The organism is Microbacterium sp. BH-3-3-3 (assembly GCF_007679045.1).
Lineage (GTDB): Bacteria > Actinomycetota > Actinomycetes > Actinomycetales > Microbacteriaceae > Microbacterium > Microbacterium algihabitans.
In genome coordinates this window covers 135,674-156,192 of the sequence record NZ_VEFS01000007.1, presented here as the reverse complement: position 1 = coordinate 156,192, position 20,519 = coordinate 135,674, and the positions used below count along the sequence as shown (strand labels likewise).

22 protein-coding genes are annotated in these 20,519 nt (G+C 70.0%); 11 read left to right on the top strand and 11 right to left on the bottom strand.

Annotation, left to right across the window (positions count from 1 at the left end):
- The first annotated feature begins 30 nt into the window (after positions 1-30).
- Positions 31-1,221, top strand: a complete 1,191-nt coding sequence (locus FS769_RS16395; protein WP_144835302.1) for an AI-2E family transporter — start codon at positions 31-33, stop codon at positions 1,219-1,221.
- Positions 1,218-2,447, top strand: coding sequence for a threonine ammonia-lyase (ilvA, locus tag FS769_RS16390; RefSeq protein ID WP_144835301.1), 1,230 nt, complete (start codon positions 1,218-1,220; stop codon positions 2,445-2,447). Before FS769_RS16395 ends, ilvA begins: the two co-directional genes overlap by 4 nt.
- Positions 2,448-2,700: 253 nt before the next feature.
- Here the strand turns inward: ilvA and greA are convergent, their stop codons facing one another.
- Positions 2,701-3,192: a transcription elongation factor GreA gene (greA, locus tag FS769_RS16385; RefSeq protein ID WP_144835299.1), complete on the bottom strand. Its 492-nt coding sequence runs from the start codon at positions 3,190-3,192 to the stop codon at positions 2,701-2,703.
- Between the two features lie 106 nt (positions 3,193-3,298).
- A complete protein-coding gene (locus FS769_RS16380; RefSeq protein ID WP_144835297.1) occupies positions 3,299-3,694 on the bottom strand; it encodes a DUF4307 domain-containing protein in 396 nt (131 codons plus the stop codon).
- 63 nt (positions 3,695-3,757) lie between these two features.
- On the opposite strand from FS769_RS16380, the gene FS769_RS16375 reads away from it, so the two are divergent.
- Positions 3,758-4,033 (top strand): hypothetical protein, encoded by a 276-nt coding sequence (locus FS769_RS16375; RefSeq protein WP_144835291.1) that lies wholly within the window; start codon positions 3,758-3,760, stop codon positions 4,031-4,033.
- Between the two features lie 110 nt (positions 4,034-4,143).
- Here FS769_RS16375 and FS769_RS16370 read toward each other — a convergent pair whose 3' ends face one another.
- The gene (locus tag FS769_RS16370) at positions 4,144-4,836 is read right to left on the bottom strand and encodes a hemolysin III family protein (protein WP_144835351.1); all 693 of its coding nucleotides are present in this window, start codon (positions 4,834-4,836) and stop codon (positions 4,144-4,146) included.
- Between the two features lie 153 nt (positions 4,837-4,989).
- Between FS769_RS16370 and FS769_RS16365 the strand changes: the two genes are divergently transcribed.
- Positions 4,990-5,772, top strand: coding sequence for an isoprenyl transferase (locus FS769_RS16365; protein WP_144835289.1), 783 nt, complete (start codon positions 4,990-4,992; stop codon positions 5,770-5,772).
- Positions 5,773-6,035: 263 nt separating this feature from the next.
- Positions 6,036-7,397, top strand: coding sequence for a PhoH family protein (locus FS769_RS16360; protein ID WP_144835287.1), 1,362 nt, complete (start codon positions 6,036-6,038; stop codon positions 7,395-7,397).
- A gap of 352 nt (positions 7,398-7,749) precedes the next feature.
- Here the strand turns inward: FS769_RS16360 and FS769_RS16355 are convergent, their stop codons facing one another.
- Genes FS769_RS16355 through xseA form a run of 7 tightly spaced genes read right to left on the bottom strand, consistent with a single transcriptional unit; the run spans position 7,750 to position 14,203 of the window.
- Positions 7,750-8,406 carry a response regulator transcription factor gene (locus FS769_RS16355; RefSeq protein WP_144835285.1) on the bottom strand — a complete coding sequence of 219 codons (657 nt, stop codon included), beginning with the start codon at positions 8,404-8,406 and terminating at the stop codon, positions 7,750-7,752.
- Entirely contained in the window at positions 8,403-9,818 is a 1,416-nt protein-coding gene (locus FS769_RS16350; protein WP_144835283.1) for a HAMP domain-containing sensor histidine kinase, read from the bottom strand. Before FS769_RS16350 ends, FS769_RS16355 begins: the two co-directional genes overlap by 4 nt.
- A gap of 46 nt (positions 9,819-9,864) precedes the next feature.
- Entirely contained in the window at positions 9,865-11,259 is a 1,395-nt protein-coding gene (locus tag FS769_RS16345; protein ID WP_144835281.1) for an aspartate ammonia-lyase, read from the bottom strand.
- 32 nt (positions 11,260-11,291) lie between these two features.
- Positions 11,292-11,948, bottom strand: coding sequence for a carbonic anhydrase (locus tag FS769_RS16340; protein WP_396652427.1), 657 nt, complete (start codon positions 11,946-11,948; stop codon positions 11,292-11,294).
- A complete protein-coding gene (locus FS769_RS16335; RefSeq protein WP_144835279.1) occupies positions 11,945-12,577 on the bottom strand; it encodes a DUF4245 family protein in 633 nt (210 codons plus the stop codon). The genes FS769_RS16340 and FS769_RS16335 overlap by 4 nt, the downstream gene beginning before the upstream one ends.
- Entirely contained in the window at positions 12,577-12,804 is a 228-nt protein-coding gene (locus FS769_RS16330; protein WP_144835277.1) for an exodeoxyribonuclease VII small subunit, read from the bottom strand. Before FS769_RS16330 ends, FS769_RS16335 begins: the two co-directional genes overlap by 1 nt.
- A 10-nt stretch (positions 12,805-12,814) precedes the next feature.
- The gene (gene xseA / locus FS769_RS16325) at positions 12,815-14,203 is read right to left on the bottom strand and encodes an exodeoxyribonuclease VII large subunit (RefSeq protein WP_144835275.1); all 1,389 of its coding nucleotides are present in this window, start codon (positions 14,201-14,203) and stop codon (positions 12,815-12,817) included.
- 140 nt (positions 14,204-14,343) lie between these two features.
- On the opposite strand from xseA, the gene FS769_RS16320 reads away from it, so the two are divergent.
- The 5 genes from FS769_RS16320 (at position 14,344) to FS769_RS16300 (ending at position 17,872) form a co-directional block, all read left to right on the top strand.
- Complete coding sequence (locus FS769_RS16320) at positions 14,344-15,405, top strand: 4-hydroxy-3-methylbut-2-enyl diphosphate reductase (protein ID WP_186325601.1); 1,062 nt, start codon at positions 14,344-14,346, stop codon at positions 15,403-15,405.
- Positions 15,402-16,004 (top strand): DUF6264 family protein, encoded by a 603-nt coding sequence (locus FS769_RS16315; protein ID WP_144835273.1) that lies wholly within the window; start codon positions 15,402-15,404, stop codon positions 16,002-16,004. The genes FS769_RS16320 and FS769_RS16315 overlap by 4 nt, the downstream gene beginning before the upstream one ends.
- Before the next feature lie 55 nt (positions 16,005-16,059).
- A complete protein-coding gene (locus tag FS769_RS16310; RefSeq protein WP_144835271.1) occupies positions 16,060-16,563 on the top strand; it encodes a sigma-70 family RNA polymerase sigma factor in 504 nt (167 codons plus the stop codon).
- Positions 16,560-17,264, top strand: a complete 705-nt coding sequence (locus FS769_RS16305; RefSeq protein ID WP_144835269.1) for a zf-HC2 domain-containing protein — start codon at positions 16,560-16,562, stop codon at positions 17,262-17,264. The genes FS769_RS16310 and FS769_RS16305 overlap by 4 nt, the downstream gene beginning before the upstream one ends.
- A 62-nt stretch (positions 17,265-17,326) precedes the next feature.
- Entirely contained in the window at positions 17,327-17,872 is a 546-nt protein-coding gene (locus FS769_RS16300; protein ID WP_144835267.1) for an MOSC domain-containing protein, read from the top strand.
- Positions 17,873-18,162: 290 nt separating this feature from the next.
- Here FS769_RS16300 and fbaA read toward each other — a convergent pair whose 3' ends face one another.
- Positions 18,163-19,191: a class II fructose-bisphosphate aldolase gene (gene fbaA / locus FS769_RS16295; RefSeq protein ID WP_144835265.1), complete on the bottom strand. Its 1,029-nt coding sequence runs from the start codon at positions 19,189-19,191 to the stop codon at positions 18,163-18,165.
- Between the two features lie 179 nt (positions 19,192-19,370).
- Between fbaA and glpX the strand changes: the two genes are divergently transcribed.
- Positions 19,371-20,360: a class II fructose-bisphosphatase gene (glpX, locus tag FS769_RS16290; protein WP_144835263.1), complete on the top strand. Its 990-nt coding sequence runs from the start codon at positions 19,371-19,373 to the stop codon at positions 20,358-20,360.
- Positions 20,361-20,519: the final 159 nt, after the last annotated feature.

The window sequence follows — 20,519 nt, the reverse complement described above, 5'->3', positions numbered from 1 at the left end:
CACCTCGGAGGGCGGCGGTAGGCTGACGGGATGAGCGGCACCGATCCCGAACCTCGCGGATCGTTCCTCGACGCCCTCAAGCGGCGCACCGTCTCGAGCGACCTGCAACCTCCGGTGCCGCCGGCACTGCGCCAAGCGACCGCTTACGCGTGGCGCCTGCTCGTCATCGCCGCCGCTCTCGCCGTCGTGGTGTTCGTGGTCATCCAGCTGAAGCTGCTGGTCGTGCCGCTTCTCATCGCGGTGCTCATCACCGCGCTGGTGTGGCCGGCCTTCTCGTTCCTGCTGCGCCATCGGTGGCCGAAGTGGCTGGCCATCGTCGTCACGGTCCTGGGCACGATCGCCGTGATCTCGGGCCTCGTGTGGCTGGCCGTCTGGCAGATCACCCGCGAGTTCGGCTCGGTCCGTCAGCGCACCGTCGAGGCCGTCACGCAGTTCCGCCAGTACCTCATCGACGGCCCGCTGCACTTGAGCGCCCAGCAGATCGACGACGGCCTGCGACAGGCGGGCACGTTCCTGCAGCAACAGGCCGAAGTGCTCTGGACCGGCGCGCTGGCCATCGGCACGACGATCGGCCACGTCGGCACGGGCGTGCTGCTGACGCTGTTCATCCTGCTCTGCCTTCTCGCCGACGGCGGCGGCATCTGGCGCTGGACGACCCGGTTGTTCCCCCGTGTCGCGCGTCCCGCCGTCGACGGCGCCGGTCGCGCGGGCTGGCGCACCGTGAAGAGCTACGCGCGCACGCAGCTTCTCGTCGCCACGATCGACGCGATCGGCATCGGCCTCGGCGCCTTCCTGCTCGGCGTGCCGCTGTCGATCCCCATCGCCGTCCTGGTGTTCCTCGGCGCGTTCATCCCGTTCGTAGGTGCCGTCGCCACCGGGGCCCTCGCCGTCTTCATCGCCCTGGTCTACAACGGCCCGCTGATCGCCCTGTTCATGCTCATCGTCGTGCTGGCCGTGCAGCAGATCGAGAGCCACATCCTGCAGCCGATCCTCATGGGCTCCGCCGTGAAGGTGCACCCCCTCGCCGTCGTGCTCGTCGTCGCCGGTGGGGCGATGGTCGGTGGGATCGCCGGCGCCCTGTTCGCGGTGCCCCTGGCGGCGTTCGTCAACGTCGTGGCCGTGTACCTCAGCACCAAGGCCTGGCAGCGCACCGGCGACCCCCTCGCTTCCCCGGATCTCATCTGGCGGACCGTCCCGCGCGAGCGCGGAAGGAGATCATGAACGACACTCCCACTCTGGCCGAGTTCGAAGATGCCGCGCAGAACCTGCGCGGCATCATCACGCGCACGCCGCTCGACGAGTCCCTGCACCTGACCGAGCTCCTCGGCGTGCCGGTCAACCTCAAGCTCGAGAACCTGCAGCGTACGGGGTCGTTCAAGATCCGCGGGGCGAGCTACCGCCTTTCGCGGCTGTCCACCGAGGAGCGCGCGCGCGGCGTGGTCGCGGCATCCGCCGGCAATCACGCGCAGGGGGTCGCCCTGGCCGCGCAGCAGCTGGGCATCTCGGCGACGATCTTCATGCCGTTGGGCGTTCCCGTGCCCAAGCTGCTGGCGACGCGGGGGTACGGCGCCGAGGTCATCCTCGAGGGCGCGACCGTCGAGACGCCCCTGCGCCTCGCGGCGGAGTTCGCCGAGCGCACGGGCGCCGTACTGATCCACCCGTTCGACCACCGCGACATCATCGTGGGCCAGGGGACGCTCGGACTCGAGCTCGTCGAAGACATGCCCGACCTCGAGACCGTGATCGTCGGGATCGGCGGGGGAGGCCTCGCCGCGGGCGTCGCTGCGGCGGTCAAGGCCCGCGCAGCCGCCGAGGGGCGGACGGTGCGCGTGATCGGCGTGCAGGCGCACAATTCCGCGGCCTACCCGTCATCGCTCGCCGCGGGGTATCCGATGCAGGTCGAGACGACGCCGACGATCGCCGACGGCATCGCCGTCGCCCGCCCGGGCGACCTGCCGTTCGAACTCATCCGCCAGTACGTCGACGAGGTCGTCACCGTGACCGAGGACGACATCGCGCGAGCGCTGCTCGTTCTGCTCGAGCGCGCCAAGCAGGTCGTCGAACCCGCGGGAGCCGTCGGTGTGGCCGCGATCCTCGCGGGCAAGGTGAACGCCAGTGGCCCCACGGTCACGATCCTCTCGGGCGGCAACATCGACCCGCTGCTGCTGCAGCGCGTCGTGGCGCACGGGCTCTCGGCATCTGGTCGCTACATGTCGCTGCGCATCCCGCTTCCCGACCGCCCCGGGCAGCTGGCCCGCGTGTCGGAGCTGCTCGCCGGCGTCGGCGCGAACGTCATCGAGGTGCTGCACACGCGCCACGGGCAGGGCCTGCAGATCAGCGAGGTCATCCTGCAGCTGAGCGTCGAGACGCGCGGCGAGGAGCACCGCGCCCTCGTGATCCAGACGCTCGAAGACGCCGGGTTCATCGCGACCGTCGTTCCGAACTGAGTGTCCGGCGCCGGGCCGGTCGGGTCCGGTTCTGACGCGGGCGCGCTTCGCGGGCTGTGCGGGCACGTGGCGGGCGTGCGCTGGAGGGCGCGGTCGTTGTCGCGCGTTGCGCGAGGTTTGGGGCGCATTTCTCCGTTCGGGGCGAGCATCATCCGCCCCGAGCGGCGGAATCCGCCCCAAACCGTAGAGTCCGCGGAAACGTCGCGAGCCGCCCACCCGACGACGGGGGAGCGGCTCGCGAGGAGTCAGCGGGTCACTGACCCGAGTAGGTCTCGACCTTCACGACCTCGACCGAGATCTCTTTGCCGTTGGGCGCGGTGTACGAACCCTTGTCGCCCTCTTTGAGCCCCATGATGGCGGCACCGAGGGGGGACGCCTCGCTGTAGACGTCGAGCTCGGAATTCGCGGCGATCTCGCGGTTGCCGAGAAGGAACTTCTCTTCGCCGCCGGCGACGATCGCCGTCACGACGGTGCCCGACTCGACCACGCCGTGGCTCTCGGGGGCCTCGCCGACCTTGGCGTCTTTGAGCAGCTGCTGGAGGGTGCGGATGCGGGCTTCCTGCTTGCCCTGCTCGTCTTTGGCGGCGTGGTAGCCGCCGTTCTCCTTGAGGTCTCCCTCTTCGCGTGCGACCTCGATGCGCTTGGCGATCTCTTCGCGACCCGTCGTAGAGAGGTGCTCGAGCTCGTTGTGGAGGCGGTCGTAGGCGTCTTGCGTGAGGAACGTCACCTGAGCGTCGTTGGACACGGGTACTCCTTCGTCGAGGCGCAGACGGCGATGCGTTTTCGGGCCGTCGGCGGGGGATATGTCGAACGCCCCGGCATCGAGCCGGGGCGCTTCCTGACCTACGAGTTTACGGTACCCAGCAAGCGTTGACAAAACCTGTCGTCGCCAGGGAAAGCGTGGGAATCGTCTCGGTGAAGGCGCGGGTGTGATCCTCGGATGCCGGGTACTCCACGACCCGCCAGCCCACGGTGCCGTGGTCTTCGTCGCGGGCTTCGAGGGCGCAGGCGACAGGTTGTCCGGTGGGGCCGGTGATCTGGAACGTGGCCGACACGGACTTGTCGTTCTCGACGGTGAACCCGGTGTCGGTCGCGGTGACCGAAGCGGCGCTGCTGGCGAAGGTCGTCCACCCGAGGTAGCCGATCGCGCTCAGTGCCAGGACCGCGACGATCGTCCAGCCCAGGATGCGGCGCCGCGGGGAGCGCGTGCGCCCGTAGCGGTCATCGAGCAGGGCTTGCGTCGTCATGGTCTCTCCGGGCTTTAGGCTGGAGTTCCAGGCTACGCGCTTCCGCCCGGACCGAAGGACTCCATGCTTCCCGTGATCGTCGCTCTCGCGACCACACCCTCCCCGGTCGTCACCCCCGACGAGTCGATCGTCACGCCCGGGCCGCTCGGCTTCGCCGCGATCGCCTTCATCGGCGTCGCGGTCTTCCTGCTCGTGTGGGACATGCTGCGCCGCATCCGCCGCGGCCGTTACCGCGAGGAAGTGAACGCCGAGCTGGATGCGGAAGAGCAGGCCCGCGCCGCCGAGAATGCCAGCACGGTCGACGACCAGGACATCGACCCGGCCGCTCCTCGCAGCTGAGTCGTTGCCGGGGTCCCCGGCATCCGGAACCGCTGTCGCCGTACGAGTCGCCGCGGCGCGCCGCTCGGGTGGCCCGCACGCGACGAACTCACGCGCGACGCGGGGCGGGATCAGCCCCCGTGGTACGCGGGGGCGAGCGAGATGAGCAGGCACGCCGTCCAGTGGCAGAGGAACGCCAGCACGGTGCACACGTGGAAGATCTCGTGGAACCCGAAGTGCCCCGGCCATGGGTTGGGCTTCTTGAGGGCGTAGACGATCGCCCCGGCCGTGTAGAGCAGGCCGCCGACGACGACCAGCACCATCATCGCCACGTTCGCCGCGAGCAGGTCGCCGAGGTACATCACAGCGGCCCAGCCGAGCGCGAGGTACAGCGCGACGTAGAGCCAGCGCGGCGCGTTGATCCAGAAGACGCGGAACAGGATGCCGAGGATCGCCCCACCCCACACGATCGACAGCAGCAGCGTGGTCTTGGGGGTCGGTAGGGCCAGGACCGCCAGCGGGGTGTACGTGCCGGCGATCAGCAGGAAGATGTTGGCGTGGTCGATGCGCTTGAGCACGGCCAGCATCTTCGGCTTCCAGGTGAAGCGGTGGTAGAGCGCCGAGTTGCCGAACAGCAGCATCGACGTCACCATGAACACTGCTGCGGCCCACTTGGCGGGAGTGCCCTGGGCGAGGGCGATCAGGACGATGCCGGCGACGATCGCGACGGGGAACGTGCCGGCGTGGATCCATCCGCGCCAGGTCGGCTTCATGTCCTTCTGCGCGCCGAGGGCCCCCGCTTCGAGGAGGGGGAGCTGGGGCATGTCGGGGCCGTCGGCCGGGGTGGAACTCGTCACCCTTCCGAGATTACGTCTGCTCCCATGCGCCGCAGGGAACATGAACCGATGCTCACCCTTCCCCCAGGAATCGACCACCCGGGATACGAGGGGAAGGCCTCGACGCGGTAGCGTAGGCGGGTGGCGCGCGAGCGGAAGAACGAGGGGCGGGGTCCCCTCTACCGTCTCTACATCTCGCGCCTGCGCCGGCGCATGCCGACCACCGTGCCGCACCACGTCGCGATGATGATCGACGGCAATCGTCGTTGGGCGCGCCAGCTCGGCTACGACAGCGCCGCGCACGGTCACCGCGCGGGTGCCGCGAAGATGCACGAGTTCCTGCGCTGGTGCGACGACCTCGGCATCGAGGTCGTGTCGCTCTACCTGCTCTCCAACGACAACCTCGTCAAGCGCGACAGCAAAGAACTGCAGGAGCTGCTCGAGATCATCGCGCAGCTCGCGGGAGAGCTTTCGCGCGAGCCGAACTGGCGGGTCCAGCACGTCGGTCGCGCCGAGGGCCTGCCGCCCGAGCTCGCCGAAGTGCTGCACGAGGCGACGGAGCGCACCCGCGGCCACAAGGGTCTGCACGTCAACCTCGCCGTCGGCTACGGCGGGCGGAGCGAGATCGTGGATGCCGTGCGCTCGATCATCGTCAAGCACGACGAGTCGGGCGGGTCGCTCGAAGAGCTCGCCGTGAGTCTCACCCCCGAGCAGATCGGCGAGCACCTCTACACCGGTGGCCAGGCGGACCCCGACCTCGTGATCCGCACGTCGGGGGAGCAGCGGCTCAGCGACTTCCTGCTGTGGCAGTCGGCCCACTCGGAGTTCTATTTCGTCGAGGCTCTCGGCCCCGACCTGCGCGAGGTGGACTTCCTCCGCGCCATCCGCGACTTCGCGGCGCGCGACCGCCGGTTCGGTCAGTAGCACCCACCCGGCCGGCCGCCCGGTCGCGCGCACGGGTGCCCGAGCGGCATCCGGTGAACTACTTCACGGCTGCGAGACGCGTGAACGCGCTGTTCACGAACTCGTCACATTCGCGGCGTGTTAACGACCCTCGAGGGTGTCGCGGAGTCGTACGGTGATCACATCGGACACGGAGTCCGGTCGAGTCGACCTTCGGATCGCGACTCGTGACCCACAGGTCGACTCGTGAAAACCGGGTGAAACACCCGGGTCGGGAGTGGGTTGTGACTGCACGAGCACCGTACGACCAGCGTCACGTCGTCGAGAGCACCGAGTCCGAAGCCGGAGCCGATCAGGCCCTGCGTACGTACGTCCTGGACACCTCCGTCCTGCTGAGCGACCCCCGGGCGTTCTTCCGCTTCGCGGAGAACTCCGTGGTGATCCCCGTCGTGGTGATCATGGAACTCGAGGGCAAACGTCACGACCCCGAGATCGGCTATTTCGCGCGACAGGCCCTGCGCCACCTCGACGAACTCCGCATCGAGCACGGCCGCCTCGACTTCCCCGTGCCGGTCGGAGACGACGGCACGCTGCGCGTCGAGCTGAACAACACCGACCCCTCCGTGCTGCCCTCGGGCATGCGCACCGGCGGCAACGACAGCCGCATCCTCGCGGTCGCGATGAACATCGCCAAGGACGGCGCCGAGGTCACCGTCGTGTCGAAAGACCTGCCGATGCGCGTCAAGGCGGCGTCGCTCGGTCTCAGCACCGAGGAATACCTCGCCGAGCAGGCGATGGATTCGGGCTGGACCGGCATCACCACGATCGACCTCTCGGGCGACGAGATCTCGGACCTGTACGAGACCGAGGTCGGGGTGAGCCCCGCCGTGGCGGGTCTGCCCGTGAACACCGGCCTCGTCATCCATTCCGAGCGCGGATCGGCCCTGGGTCGCGTGACCGGCAAGGGGGAGTACCGCCTCGTGCGCGGCGACCGCGACGCCTTCGGACTGCACGGCCGCTCCGCCGAGCAGCGCATCGCGCTCGACCTGCTTCTCGATCCCGAGGTCGGCATCGTGTCGCTCGGCGGTCGCGCCGGAACCGGCAAGTCGGCCCTCGCCCTCTGCGCGGCGCTCGAGGCCGTGCTGGAGCGCCAGCAGCAGAAGAAGATCATCGTGTTCCGCCCCCTGTTCGCCGTGGGCGGTCAGGAGCTCGGCTACCTCCCCGGCGACCAGGCCGAGAAGATGGGGCCCTGGGGTCAGGCCGTCTTCGACACGCTCGGGTCGGTGGTCTCGGGCAACGTCCTCGAGGAGGTGCTGGCTCGCGGCCTGCTCGAGGTGCTGCCCCTGACCCACATCCGCGGTCGGTCGCTGCACGACGCGTTCGTGATCGTCGACGAGGCGCAGTCCCTGGAGCGCAACGTGCTGCTGACCGTGCTGAGCCGCATCGGCCAGAACTCCCGCGTGGTGCTGACGCACGACGTGGGCCAGCGCGACAACCTGCGGGTCGGTCGGCACGACGGCGTCGCCTCGGTGATCGAGACGCTGAAGGGCCACGGCCTGTTCGGGCACGTCACCCTCACGCGCTCGGAGCGCTCGGCCATCGCCGCGCTCGTGACCGAGCTGCTGGAGGCCGGCGAGCTGTCCTGACGAGATCGAGGAGGGCCGGGATGCCGCGGTGTCCCGGCCCTTTGTCGTGCGGGGGCCGACGGGGAGCTGATGTCGGGCGCCGCGGCATCCGAAAACTCCCTCGTCACCCGCGGTCCGCCGGCCGGTGCCGATGTCCGTAGATGAGAGGGTTCTCATCTGCGACTCCCCGCGATCTCACGAACGCCCGTCAGGGTGGAAGCACAGGCGGGGAACACCCCGCCGCCGCCTCGGCGGATCCCCTGGAACGAGAGCGTCACGCGCAGGTCACCGCTCTTCGGGTGAGTCGGAAGACCACCGGACGCATCTCCCTGAGCCCCCGGTTCCCCCACCGGGGGTTTTCGGGCTTCCGCCGTCACTCCCAGCGATAGCCGGCCCCGCGGACGGTGACGATGTGGGCCGCGCCGATCTTCGCCCGCAGGTAGCGCACGTAGACGTCGACGACGTTGGAGTTGGGGTCGAAGTCCATGCTCCACACGCGACTCAGCAACTGCTCCCGGCTGAGCACCTGCCCCGCGTGACGCACGAACTCCTCGGCGAGGGCGAACTCGCGGGCACTCAGATCGACCTCGCGCGAGCCGACGGTCGCGCGCCGACCGAGCACGTCGAGCGTGACCTCGCCGTGGGCGAGGGTCGCGACCCCGACCGTCACCGGCTCGCGCAACCGCAGGCGCACGCGCGCCAGCAGCTCGTCGAACTTGAAGGGCTTCGCCACGTAGTCGTTGGCCCCCGCATCGAGCCCGTCCACGGTGTCACGGGTACTCGTACGCGCGGTCAGCATGATGACGGGGATCGTCGCCCCCTGCCCGCGCAGGCTCCGCAAGACCTCGAAGCCGTCCATCGTCGGCAGTCCCACGTCGAGGAGCACGAGGTCGCACGATCCCGACAGGGCGGTGTCGAGGGCTTCGGCGCCGTCGTCGACGATCAGGGTCTGATAGCCGGCCGCCTCGAGTCCCTTCGCGACGAAGGCCGAGATGCGCTCTTCGTCTTCGGCGATGAGAATGCGGGTCATCCGGTGGCCTCTCTCTGCAGCACGACGTCGCCCGCGCGCACCGGGGTCGGCAGGGCGGCCGAGGCGCGGACGCCGGTGACGGGGATGTGAAGTGTGACCGTCGCGCCGCCGCCGGGGGTGTCGGAGACGGAGCAGCGGCCGTCGTGAGCTTTCGCGATGGCGTCCACGATCGACAGGCCGAGGCCCGAGCCGTCGACACCGCGGCGCGTCGACAACCGGTCGAACCGGCGGAACACGCGGTGGCGGGCGGCGGGAGGGATGCCGGGGCCGTGGTCGCGCACCCAGAGATAGGCCGTGGTGTCGTCGGCGGTGCTGCCGATCTCGACGGGGGAGCCGGCGGGGGTGTACTTGGCCGCGTTGTCGGCGAGCTGCAGCCACGCCTGCACGATGCGGTCGGTGTCGCCGAGGATGCGCACGCGCGCACGGTGCGCGACGGACCAGGGGTGATGGGGGATCGCGCCCGCGAGCTCGGCGACGCGGTCGGTCAGCGCGGAGACGTCGATGACCTCGGCCGCCAGAGCGTCGGTCTCGACGTCGGCCAGCGCGTCGATGTCGTCGACGAGGCGCGTCAGCCGGTCGAGCTCGGCGATGCCGAGCTCTCGCGTCTCGGCCGCGTCGTGCGGATCGGCGGGATCCATCATCTCGAGGTGACCGCGCACGATGGTGATGGGGGTCTTCAGCTCGTGCCGCACGTCGTCGAGCAGCTGGCGTTGCGCATCGACCGACATCGCGAGGCGGTCGAGCATCGAGTTGACGGAGGTGGCGAGGTCGGAGATCTCGTCGTTGCCGTGGGCGCGCAGGCGGTCGCCCATGCGGTCGATCGTGATGGCGTCGGCGGTGTCGCGCAGGCGCTTCAAGGGCGAGAACAACCGCCCGATGACGAACCACCCGGCGACGGCCACGAGCACGAGGACGACGGCGCCCGTCACGGCGTAGCTGGCGGTGGAGAGGGTCACGAGCTCCATGCGCTGGTCGACCGAGATCAGCTGCACGACCACGCCGTCGGTCACGGGCACCGCGGCGTACATCATCGGACCGTGGCTGCTGTCGACCCGCCCCGAGAGCTCTCCGTCGGCGATGGCCGCGGACAGCGACGAGACCAGGGCGGCGTCGCCCGCGACGTCGAGACCGGGAGGTGAGGGCGTCGAGGCCAGCACCCGTCCGCCGACGAGGGCGACCGTGCCGTCGCTGCGACCGGGGATCGCCGCCGAGGCGAGCGCGACCGCGCTGCCTCCGCTCGACGACACCGTCGCGACGAACCCGTCGAGCTGGCGTTGGGCGTTCTGGACGACGCGTTCGCTCTGCACGAGGAAGGTCGCCCCGCCCGCCAGGATCAGCCCGAGCAGCACGACGCCGAGGATCGCGCCGAGGAGTCGCACCCGCGTCGAGAGAGGTCTCGTCGCGGGGCTCATCCTTCGATTATGGCGCGCCTCGGCGTCGTGATCGTGCGGGGGCGGCTCAGCCCGGGTGCGTCATCGACAGCAGGTCGAGCTTGGCGTCGAGCACCTCTTCGGTGATCTCGCCGCGCTCGACGTAGCCGAGGTCGATGACGGCCTCGCGCACCGTGATGCCCTTGGCGACGGAGTGCTTCGCGATCTTCGCCGCGGCCTCGTAACCGATGACCTTGTTGAGCGGGGTGACGATCGAGGGCGACATGCCGGCGAACGCCTCGGCGCGCGCCACGTTGGCTTCAAGGCCGTCGATGGTCTTGTCGGCGAGCACGCGCATGGCGTTGGAGAGCAGGCGGATCGACTCGAGCAGCGCGGTGCCCATGACGGGGATTGCGACGTTGAGCTCGAACGACCCCGAGGCGCCGGCCCAGGCGACGGTGGCGTCGTTGCCGATCACGCGGGCGCACACCATGAGCGTGGCCTCGGGAACGACCGGGTTGACCTTGCCGGGCATGATCGAGGAGCCGGGCTGCAGGTCGGGGATGTGCAGCTCGCCGAGACCGGTGTTGGGCCCCGAGCCCATCCAACGGATGTCGTTGTTGATCTTGGTCAGCGACACCGCGATGGTGCGGAGGGCTCCGGATGCCTCGACGAGGCCGTCGCGGTTGGCCTGGGCCTCGAAGTGGTCCTTCGCCTCGGTGATCGGCAGCTGGGTCTCGGCCGCGAGCAGCTCGATGACCTTCTGCGGGAAGCCGAGCGGGGTGTTGATGCCGGTACCCACGGCCGTGCCGCCGAGGGGGACCTCTCCGACGCGGGGGAGGACGGCCTCGACGCGCTCGATGCCGAGGCGCATCTGGCGGGCGTAGCCGCCGAACTCCTGGCCGAGGGTGACGGGGGTGGCGTCCATGAGGTGGGTGCGACCCGACTTCACGATGCCCTTCCAGGCGTCGGCCTTGGTCTCGAGGGCGGTCGAGAGGTGCTGCAGCGCCGGGATGAGGTCGGTGATCAGCGCCTGGGTGACGGCGATGTGCACCGAGGTCGGGAAGACGTCGTTCGACGACTGCGAGGCGTTGACGTGGTCGTTGGGGTGAACGGTGTCGCCGAGGATGCGGGTGGCGAGGGTCGCGAGCACCTCGTTCATGTTCATGTTCGACGAGGTGCCGCTACCGGTCTGGTAGGTGTCGACCGGGAAGTGCGCGTCGTGCGTTCCGGCGACGACCTCGTCGGCGGCTTGGGCGATGGCATCCGCGATCGCACCGTCGAGCGTGCCGAGCTCCTTGTTGGCGAGGGCCGCGGCCTTCTTGATGCGCGCGAGGGCGGCGATCTGCGTCGACTCGAGCCCCTTCCCCGAGATCGGGAAGTTCTCCACCGCGCGCTGGGTCTGCGCGGCGTAGAGCGCGTCTTTGGGCACCCGCACCTCACCCATGGTGTCGTGTTCGATGCGGTACTCGATGTCGGTCACGTCGTCGTTCCTCCAGGTCGTTCGTTCGGTTCTCAGATGCGGGGGTCTTCTACGTCGCCCACGATGACGACGGGGACGGCTTCACCCTCGTCGAGGCGGTAGTTCGCTCCGACCACGGCGGTGCGGCCCTCGGCCACGGCTTCGCTGATCAGTTCGGAGGCGCGCAGCAGGTCGGCCACGGTGTGGCGCAGGTGCTCACGGCCGACGAGCTCGGGGTCGACGTGCTCGGGCAGGTGGCCGTCGACGACGTTCTCGCGCTGCACGCGGCGCACGGCGGGCACGATGGGGGCGATCTGCCGCCAGATGTACGGGGGGAGCGTGGGGGCGTCGGCGCCGGTGCTCTCGATCGCCGCGCCGACCGCTCCGCACGCGTCGTGCGCGAGCACGACGATGAGCGGGACTTCGAGCACGCCGACGGCGTACTCGAGGCTGCCGATCACCGAGTCGGAGATGACCTGGCCGGCGTTGCGCACGACGAAGAGGTCGCCCAGACCCTCGTCGAAGATGATCTCCGCGGCCAGGCGCGAGTCGGCGCAGCCGAAGAGGGCGGCGCTCGGGTGCTGCGAGGAGGCCAGCTCGGCGCGGCGCTCGACGTCTTGGCGGGGGTGGGCGGGTTCGCCCGCGATGAAGCGCTTGTTGCCCTCCACCATCTGCTGCCACACCTGACGGGGGGTCATGCGCTCGCTCACGGGACCTCTCTCAACTGCTCGATCTGGGATGTGACGGATGCCGCCGCGAGGGCGGCCGTTTCGGGTGCGGCGTCGCCGTAGACGAGCACGTAGTCGGGCCCGGCGGGGGTGGCGAGCGCGTAGTCGATGTTGCCCGTGCCCGAGGGGTTGGACGGGCGGTAGACGTTCCAGGTGATGCCGCCGACTTCGGTGGTCTCGGTGCTGCGGGTACCGTCGAGCACCTGGCCGACCCATGCCTCGTCGGCGTCGAAGCCCTGGGCGACGCGGAGGAAGCCCGACTCGCCCTCGCGCACGTAGACCATGGTCCACGCCTCGGTGCCTCCGACGCCCTCGGTGCTCGCCTGGTTGACGCGCCAGCCGTCGCCGAGCGACGGCGTCAGGACGGGACGACCGAGGTCGCTCTCGATGCCGGCCGCGAGAGCGGGCACGTCGGGCTGGGACTGGGCCACCGGCTCGCCGCGGGGCACGCCGGCCACCACGACGAAGACCACCGCGACGGTCACGAGGATCGCGGCGATGAGATTCTTGAACGTCTTGCTGTTGCGGTAGCGCGCCGAGAACTCCGCCTTGCGGTCGGCGGTCTCTTGCGGGGTCTCGGGGCGGCCGAGGTGTGCGACGATGCGGGCCATCAGTCGTCTCCCTCGCCGCGCGCGGCGTCGAGCCGCCGCTTGGCGCCGAGCAGCCACTCTTCGCAGCGGGCGTAGAGCTTCTCGCCGCGCTCCCACAGAGCCAGGGACTCCTCGAGCGTGGGTGCGCCCTGTTCGAGCTCGGCGACGACGCGCACGAGTTCGTCGCGGGCCTGCTCGAACGAGAGGGTGGCGACGTCGGCGGCGGAGCCGGGGGTCGTCGCGGTCATGTCGTCCATTCTAGGCGCGACCCTCCGACGGGCCGTCGCCGATTGACTCGGCGTCGAGGGGAGTGTTTCCGGATGCCGTGCCCTCGGCGTTCGACCGGGGTGCGGCATCCGTCGTCCCGTGCGGCACCACGTCGGGCACCGCTCCCTCGGACCGGGCGGCGAGCGTGCCGTTCTCGACCGTGAGGCGCAGGGCCGCACCGGCGGGAGCCTGGGCGGCGTCGCGCACGACCGAGCCGTCGTCGAGCTGCGCGATCGCGTAGCCGCGGGCCAGCGTGGCCACGGGGGAGAGCGCGCGCAGGGCCGCGCCGAGCTCGCTCGTGCGGCGCTGCCCGGTCTCGATGCGACGGTCGACGATGTCGCGACCGCGGTTCGAGAGCATCCACAGCTCCTGCGCGCGCGAGGTGAGCATGGTGTGCGGGGTGCGCAGCGCCGGGCGGGAGCGGACCTGCTCGAGTTGGGCGATGTCGTGCAGCACCCGCTGAGTGAGGCGGCCGGTCAGGCGCGCGCGCAGCTGCGACACGTGAGCGCGCTGCTCGCTGACGTCGGGGACCACGCGCTTGGCCGCGTCGGTGGGGGTGGACGCGCGCACGTCGGCGACCTCGTCGAGCAGGGGGCGGTCGTTCTCGTGGCCGATGGCGCTGACGATCGGGGTGGATGCCGCGGCCACCGCTCGCAGCAGTCGCTCGTCGCTGAAGCCGAGCAGGGTCTGCGGGTCGCCGCCGCCGCGGGCGATGATGATGACGTCGACCTCGGGGTCGGCATCCAGCGCCTTCAATGCCGCGATCGTCTCGGGGACGCAGCGATCGCCCTGCACGGCGGCGTGCCGCGTGCGGAAGCTCACCCGGGGCCACCGTAGCTCTGCATTGCGGTGCACGTCTTTCTCGGCATCCGAGTTCTCGCCCGTGATGAGACCGATGCAGTGGGGGAGGAACGGCAGCTTCTTCTTGCGCACGGGGTCGAACAGGCCTTCCGAACGCAGCTGCACGCGCAGGCGCTCGAGGCGCTCGAGCTGTTCGCCGAGGCCCACGTGCCGCATCGCCGAGATCGCGAACGAGAAGTCGCCGGTGCGCGGGAAGTAGTCGGCCTTCACGCACGCGACGACGTGGTCGCCGACCTTGAGGTCTCTCGGCAGCCGGTTGAGGGTGCTCGACCAGATGCGGAACGCCACCGTCGACTCGGTGCCGAGGTCTTTCAATCGCCCGAACACGTTGCCGCCGCGGCGGTTGAACGAGGTGATCTCGCCCTCGACCCAGACCGATCCCCAGCGCTCGATGAAACCGCGGATCGTGTCGTTCAGCCGCGACACCGAGGTGGGGGCGTCGGTGGAGGAGTCGCGCGGGTGCACGCTGTCGGCGGGCGGCGCCTGACCCGGAACGGTCTCGGGCTGGAAAGAGGTCATGTCACTCGCTGGGATGCACGCCGTCGGCGGGGGCCGCGAGAGCCGGACGTCTCTCGGGAGGGGAAGGTCCCATGCTATCCGGACCGGTCGCGCCGGGCGGGTTCGGCCGGTGTCCAGGGGCACCCCCGTAGAATCGAGGGGTGAGCTCACCTGCCGTGCACCTGCCCGTTCCCCGCATCCCGGGTCGACGCGGGCGGCTTCAGGACGTCCCCGTCCAGGGCAAGAAGAAGGTGCTGCTCGCAGCACCCCGCGGCTACTGCGCCGGCGTCGACCGTGCCGTCATCGCCGTCGAAAAGGCGCTCGAACGCTACGGCGCCCCGGTCTACGTGCGCAAGCAGATCGTGCACAACATCCACGTCGTGACCGAGCTCGAGAAGAAGGGCGCGATCTTCGTCGAGGAGGTCGACGAAGTTCCCTCGGGCGCCCACGTCGTCTTCAGCGCCCACGGGGTGTCGCCGGCCGTCGTCTCGGCCGCCTCCGACCGCGGCCTGCAGGCGATCGATGCCACGTGCCCCCTCGTGACCAAGGTGCACCGCGAGGCCGTGCGCTTCGCCCGCGACGACTTCGAGATCCTGCTGATCGGCCACGAGGGCCACGAAGAAGTCGAGGGCACCGCTGGCGAGGCTCCCGAGCACGTCACCGTCGTCAACTCGCCCGCCCACGCCGACACCATCGAGGTGCGCGACCCGTCGAAGGTCGTGTGGCTCTCTCAGACCACGCTGTCGGTCGACGAGACGATGGAGACCGTGCGGCGCCTGCGCGAGCGCTTCCCCGAGCTGCAGGATCCGCCCTCCGACGACATCTGCTACGCCACCCAGAACCGCCAGGTCGCGATCAAGAAGGTGGCCGTCGGCGCCGACCTCGTGATCGTGGTGGGTTCGGCGAACAGCTCCAACAGCGTGCGCCTGGTCGAGGTCGCCCTCGAGCACGGCGCGAAGGCCGCCTACCGCGTCGACTACGTCGACGAGGTCAAGCAAGAGTGGCTCGAGGGCGTCGAGACCGTCGGCGTCACCAGCGGCGCGTCGGTGCCCGAGGTGCTCGTGACCGAGGTGCTCGAAGAGCTCGCCGGCGCCGGTTACCGCGACGTCGAAGAGGTGCGCACGGCCGAGGAGGACTTGATCTTCTCGCTGCCCAAGGAGCTGCGTCAGGATGCCTCGGGCAAGCGCGACAGCCGCGCGCTCGGCGGTCGGGGGCACGCGTGAGCGACGATTCCTCGCGCGGCGATGCACGCCCGGCCGAGGTCGGATCGCGCCCGCGTCCGCAGTTCGGTGAGTACGCCACACCCGAGGAACAGCGCGCCCGCATCCAGCGACCCGAGGTGACCGAGGCGCTCGACGCCGGCGTCGCCCCGCAGCCCGCCCCCACCCCCGAGCCCGCGCGCGCGGCGCAACCGGCCGCCGCGGGCTTCCCCGTGCCGACCACGCGCGGGGCCCGCGTCGATCGCATCGTCACGTTCGGTCTGCTCTTCTACGGCCTGTTCTCGGTGGTCACCACGATCATCCAATTGCTGAACTTCCCCGAGTACGCCGAGACCGGCGCGCGCATGCTGGGCGTCGAGGCGACCTTCACCAACCTGTCGGCCGGTTACGTCTGGGGCGCCGCGGCAGCGGCCGTGTACGGCTTCGGGTGGCTCGCCACCGCGGTGCTCACCTGGCGCCGCATGAAGCGCGGCCGCCTCGCCTTCTGGATCCCGCTGGTCGGATTCGTCGTGACCGCACTCATCGCCGGCATCTGCGTCACCATCGCCCTCGTCGGCGACCCGCAGTTCATGTCGGCGATCGTGAACACCGTCCCGAGCTGAACCGTCGGGCCCGGCATTCCGTGTCCCCTGTGAACGAGGGAGAGGGGATGCCGCGATGCGAGACGAACACGCGCAGTTGACAGCGCTCTACGACGCGCACGCGACGCCCGTCTGGCGCTACGTCGTCAGCCTGACCGGTGACCACGCCGGAGCCGACGACGTGGTGCAGGAGACCCTGCTGCGCGCATGGCGCACGCCCAAGGTGATGGCGGACGACCCCGCGTCGCTGCGGTCGTGGATGTACACCGTCGCGCGCAACATCGTCATCGACGAGGCCCGCAGTGCCCGTCGGCGCCACGAGCACTCGGTCGACGAGCTGCCCGAAAGGGTGCGTGACGACGACACGGATGCCATGTTCGATGCGCTCCTGGTCGAGGAGGCCCTCGCGACCCTGACCCCGGATCACCGCGCGGTCATCGTCAGCGCCTACTACGGCGGGCGCAGCGTCGCGCAAGCGGCGGAAGAACTCGGCATCCCGGCCGGCACCGTCAAGTCGCGATTGCATTACGCGGTGCGAGCACTGAGGCTCGCCCTGCAGGAGAGAGGGGTGACCCGATGAGCCACGAACACGATCGACTGTCGTCGTGGGACGGCGCCTACGTTCTGGGCGCGCTGTCGGCGAGCGACCGGGCCGAGTACGAAGCCCATCTCGCCGAGTGCGCGGAGTGCCGCGCCGCCGTCGGAGAGCTGGCACCGACGGCAGGACTGCTGTCGCGCCTGTCGGCCGACCGCGCCCGCGCCCTCGACGCCTCGACCGGTCCGGTGCCTCTCGCGACCCCCAACCCCGCGCTGCGCGGACGCATCGTCGAGACGGCCAAGCGACGCAGGGCGCGGCGGAGGACGGTGTGGGTGCTCGCGGCATCCGTCGCCCTCATCGGCGTGGCCGTGCCGAGCGTGGTGGCGATCACGAGCTCGGCGCAGCAGTCGGCGGGCACCGTCTACGCGCTGGACGACATCGCGGGAGCGCCGCTCGAGGCATCGGTGCGGCTGACCTCGGCGCCCTGGGGCACGCGGATCGACCTCGTGTGCGAGTACACCGGTGAGGTGCTCGACGCCCCGCCCGGAGGATGGCCCTACGCCTTGGCGATCACCGACGGGTCGGGCGCGACCAGCGTGCTCTCGACCTGGAGGGCCGACCCCGGCTCGACGACCGAGCTGAGCGCGGGCACCGATCTGGCGACCACCGACATCGGCGCCGTCGAGATCCGCACCCTCGACGGCGACCGCGTGGTCATGCGGCACGAGTTCGCCACGCCCTGACACGTGCCGCGGCGTGGCGGGGGCGTGACGGCGGCCTTGAGCGGACGGTTTAGCATCGACGCATGCCCCGTCTCGTCGCCGTCTGCGCCGTCCATGAATTGCATCCGGATGCCGGATCGATCGGCGTCACCGCGATCGACAAGCGTCCAGTCGACGGAGCCGTACGCGTCGGCAAGCTCGGCGTCCGCGCAGACGTGCAGGCCAGCCGTAAGCACCACGGCGGACCCGACAAGGCCGTGTACGCCTACGCGCAGGACGACGCGTCGTTCTGGGAGGGCGAGCTCGGCCGCGAACTGCACCCCGGGTGGTTCGGCGAGAACCTGCGGGTCGAGGGGCTCGACGTCAACGGCGCCCGTATCGGGGAGATCTGGCGCATCGGCGACACCGTCGAGGTCGAGGTGACGATGCCCCGCACTCCGTGCGCGACCTTCGCGCGCTGGGTGGGCGGATCCGCCTCGCGGGGATGGGTCAAACGCTTCTCCGACGAGGGACGCCTCGGCGCCTACCTGCGCGTGCGCCGCGCCGGCGAGGTGCGGGCGGGGGATGCCATCGAGGTGCTGTCATCTCCCGCGGATGCGCCGACGGTGCTCGAGGTCTACCGCAGCTGAGGGCTGCCCTGCCGATCGTGCGCTGTTCGCGACGGCGGGGCTTTTTGCCGGCACACCCTGGGCTGGCTGTGTGATCGCGGGCCGTTCCGCCTCGCCGGTGGCGCGAGACTGCAACTCGCTGACGAGTCCGCTGCAGGCTGACGCCGGATTGTCAGCGAGATGCAGTCTCGATGCTCGAGGGGCGCGCGTACGGCGGACGCCGACGCGTGCGGCGGGGGACCGGGGCGCGGCATCCGGAAACGACGAACGCCCCGGCGTGAGAGCCGGGGCGTTCGCGGGATGACGAGGTGTCAGCTCTTGGACTGGCCGTACGAGCCGAGCTGCTTCGTGGCCTCGACGACGCGGACGGCCATAGCCGACTCGGCGACCTTGCCCCACGCGCGCGGGTCGTACTGCTTCTTGTTGCCGACCTCGCCGTCGAGCTTGAGCACGCCCTCGTAGTTCGAGAACATGTAGCCCGCGATCGAGCGCGTGAAGGCGTACTGGGTGTCGGTGTCGATGTTCATCTTCACGACGCCGTTGGCGACCGCGAGGGCGATCTCTTCGTCGGTCGAGCCGCTGCCGCCGTGGAAGACGAGGTCGAGGGGCTTGGGGCCGGTGCCGAACTTGGCGGCGATGCCCTCCTGGATCTCGCCGAGCAGCTCGGGGCGGAGCTTGACGCCACCGGGCTTGTACACGCCGTGCACGTTGCCGAAGGTGAGGGCCGAGATGTAGCGGCCGTTCTCGCCGAGGCCGAGGCGCTCGACGGCCTTGGTCACGTCGGCGACCGTGGTGTACAGGGCCTCGTTCGAGCCCTCGTGCTGCACGCCGTCTTCTTCGCCGCCGACCACGCCGACCTCGATTTCGAGGATGGCGTTGATGTTCTTCATGCGGGGGAGGAGCTCTGCGGCGATGTCGATGTTCTCGTCGAGGGGAACGGCCGAGCCGTCCCACATGTGCGACTGGAAGATCGGGTTGCGGCCCGCCTTGACCTCTTCTTCGGAGGCCTCGAGCAGCGGCAGGACGAAGCCGGGCAGGGCGTCCTTGGGGCAGTGGTCGGTGTGCAGGGCGACGGTGATGGGGTAGTTCTTCGCGACCTCGGTCACGTACTTCGCGAAGGCGAGGGCGCCGGTGGCGCGGGCCTTGACGGTGTGGCCGGCGAAGTAGTCGGCGCCACCGGTGGTGACCTGCAGGATGCCGTCGGAGCCGGCCTCGGCCAGGCCCTGGAGCACCGAGTTGATGGTCTGCGAGCTCGAGACGTTGATCGCGGGATACGCGAAGCCGCCGGCCTTCGCGCGGTCCAGCATGTCGGCGTACTGCTCAGGGGAAGCGACGGGCATGGAGGTGCTCCTTGGTCGTTGTCGGGACAACGGTCACTCTAGCGAAGCCGCCCGATCGTGACGGTGCGGGCGCGGCAGGAACGCGGCACTTCTGCTATTTCGTTAAGAACCGCGATTCCTTCGTTGCACATGCGCTCAAAACCGGGGATTGTCTTCCCTCGGCTGGATACAGTGACCCCATGGTGAGCCTGACTGCCGACATGAGCCCTTTGCACCCCGACCGCAACCTGGCTCTGGAGTTGGTGAGGGCGACGGAGGCTGCATCCATCCGCGCCGTCCCCTTCATCGGTCGAGGCGACAAGGAGGCCGCCGACGGTGCGGCCGTCGACGCGATGCGCGCGTTCTTCAGCACCGTCAACTTCGACGGCACGATCGTCATTGGAGAGGGCGAGAAGGACAACGCCCCGATGCTCTACAACGGGGAGCGCGTCGGCAGCGGTCGCGGACCCCAGTGCGACGTGGCCGTCGACCCGATCGACGGCACCTCGCTCACGGCCGCGGGCCGCCAGAACGCCCTCTCGGTCATCGCGGTGTCGGACCAGGGCACGATGCTCGACGCCTCGAGCGTCTTCTACATGGACAAGCTCGTCACCGGTCCCGCCGGTGTGGGCGTCGTCGACATCCGCCTCCCGATCGGGGAGAACATCCGCCTGCTCGCGAAGGCCCTCGGTAAGCCTGTCGACGAGCTCGTCGTCTCGGTGCTGAACCGCCCGCGTCACGAGAAGCTGATCGCCGACATCCGCGAAGCCGGGGCCGGTACGCGCCTGATGAGCGACGGCGACGTCGCCGGTGGCATCAACGCCGCCCGCCACAACGCCCGCACCGACATGTGTGTCGGCATCGGCGGAAGCCCCGAGGGCATCGTCACCGCGTGCGCGATCAAGGCGCTGGGTGGCCACATCCAGGGTGTGCTCGCCCCGCGGACCGACGACGAGAAGGAGAAGGGTCGGGATGCCGGCCTCGACGTCGACGGCCAGGTGTATGAGGCCGATGGCCTGGTGAAGGGCAAGAACACGATCTTCGTCGCCACGGGCGTGACCGACGGTCAACTCGTGCAGGGAGTGCGTCGTGATGGCGACTTCATCTACACCGAGAGCGTCGTGCTGCGCGGTGCCTCGGGAACCCTCCGCCGCATCTCGTCGGAGCACCTGACCTCGAAGTGGCTGTGACGCCGCGCGGCTGAATGCGGGCGCACGTGCGCCGCTCAGGGTGGCGGCGTTCCCTCGCGAGACTGCATCTCGCTGACAAGTCGGTTGCACGCTGCACCTGTCTCGTCAGCGAGATGCAGTCTCGTGGTTTCAGGGGGTGCGGGGGCGAGCCTCGACACG

Bases quoted from the DNA above. Each gene is read 5' to 3' on its own strand.
- FS769_RS16395 (WP_144835302.1), top strand. From the start codon at position 31: ATGAGCGGCACCGATCCCGAACCTCGCGGATCGTTCCTCGACGCCCTC.
- ilvA (WP_144835301.1), top strand. From the start codon at position 1,218: ATGAACGACACTCCCACTCTGGCCGAGTTCGAAGATGCCGCGCAGAAC.
- FS769_RS16380 (WP_144835297.1), bottom strand. From the start codon at position 3,694: ATGACGACGCAAGCCCTGCTCGATGACCGCTACGGGCGCACGCGCTCC.
- FS769_RS16375 (WP_144835291.1), top strand. From the start codon at position 3,758: ATGCTTCCCGTGATCGTCGCTCTCGCGACCACACCCTCCCCGGTCGTC.
- FS769_RS16370 (WP_144835351.1), bottom strand. From the start codon at position 4,836: ATGCCCCAGCTCCCCCTCCTCGAAGCGGGGGCCCTCGGCGCGCAGAAG.
- FS769_RS16355 (WP_144835285.1), bottom strand. From the start codon at position 8,406: ATGACCCGCATTCTCATCGCCGAAGACGAAGAGCGCATCTCGGCCTTC.
- FS769_RS16350 (WP_144835283.1), bottom strand. From the start codon at position 9,818: ATGAGCCCCGCGACGAGACCTCTCTCGACGCGGGTGCGACTCCTCGGC.
- FS769_RS16335 (WP_144835279.1), bottom strand. From the start codon at position 12,577: ATGGCCCGCATCGTCGCACACCTCGGCCGCCCCGAGACCCCGCAAGAG.
- FS769_RS16330 (WP_144835277.1), bottom strand. From the start codon at position 12,804: ATGACCGCGACGACCCCCGGCTCCGCCGCCGACGTCGCCACCCTCTCG.
- xseA (WP_144835275.1), bottom strand. From the start codon at position 14,203: ATGACCTCTTTCCAGCCCGAGACCGTTCCGGGTCAGGCGCCGCCCGCC.
- FS769_RS16310 (WP_144835271.1), top strand. From the start codon at position 16,060: ATGCGAGACGAACACGCGCAGTTGACAGCGCTCTACGACGCGCACGCG.
- FS769_RS16305 (WP_144835269.1), top strand. From the start codon at position 16,560: ATGAGCCACGAACACGATCGACTGTCGTCGTGGGACGGCGCCTACGTT.
- FS769_RS16300 (WP_144835267.1), top strand. From the start codon at position 17,327: ATGCCCCGTCTCGTCGCCGTCTGCGCCGTCCATGAATTGCATCCGGAT.
- fbaA (WP_144835265.1), bottom strand. From the start codon at position 19,191: ATGCCCGTCGCTTCCCCTGAGCAGTACGCCGACATGCTGGACCGCGCG.
- glpX (WP_144835263.1), top strand. From the start codon at position 19,371: ATGGTGAGCCTGACTGCCGACATGAGCCCTTTGCACCCCGACCGCAAC.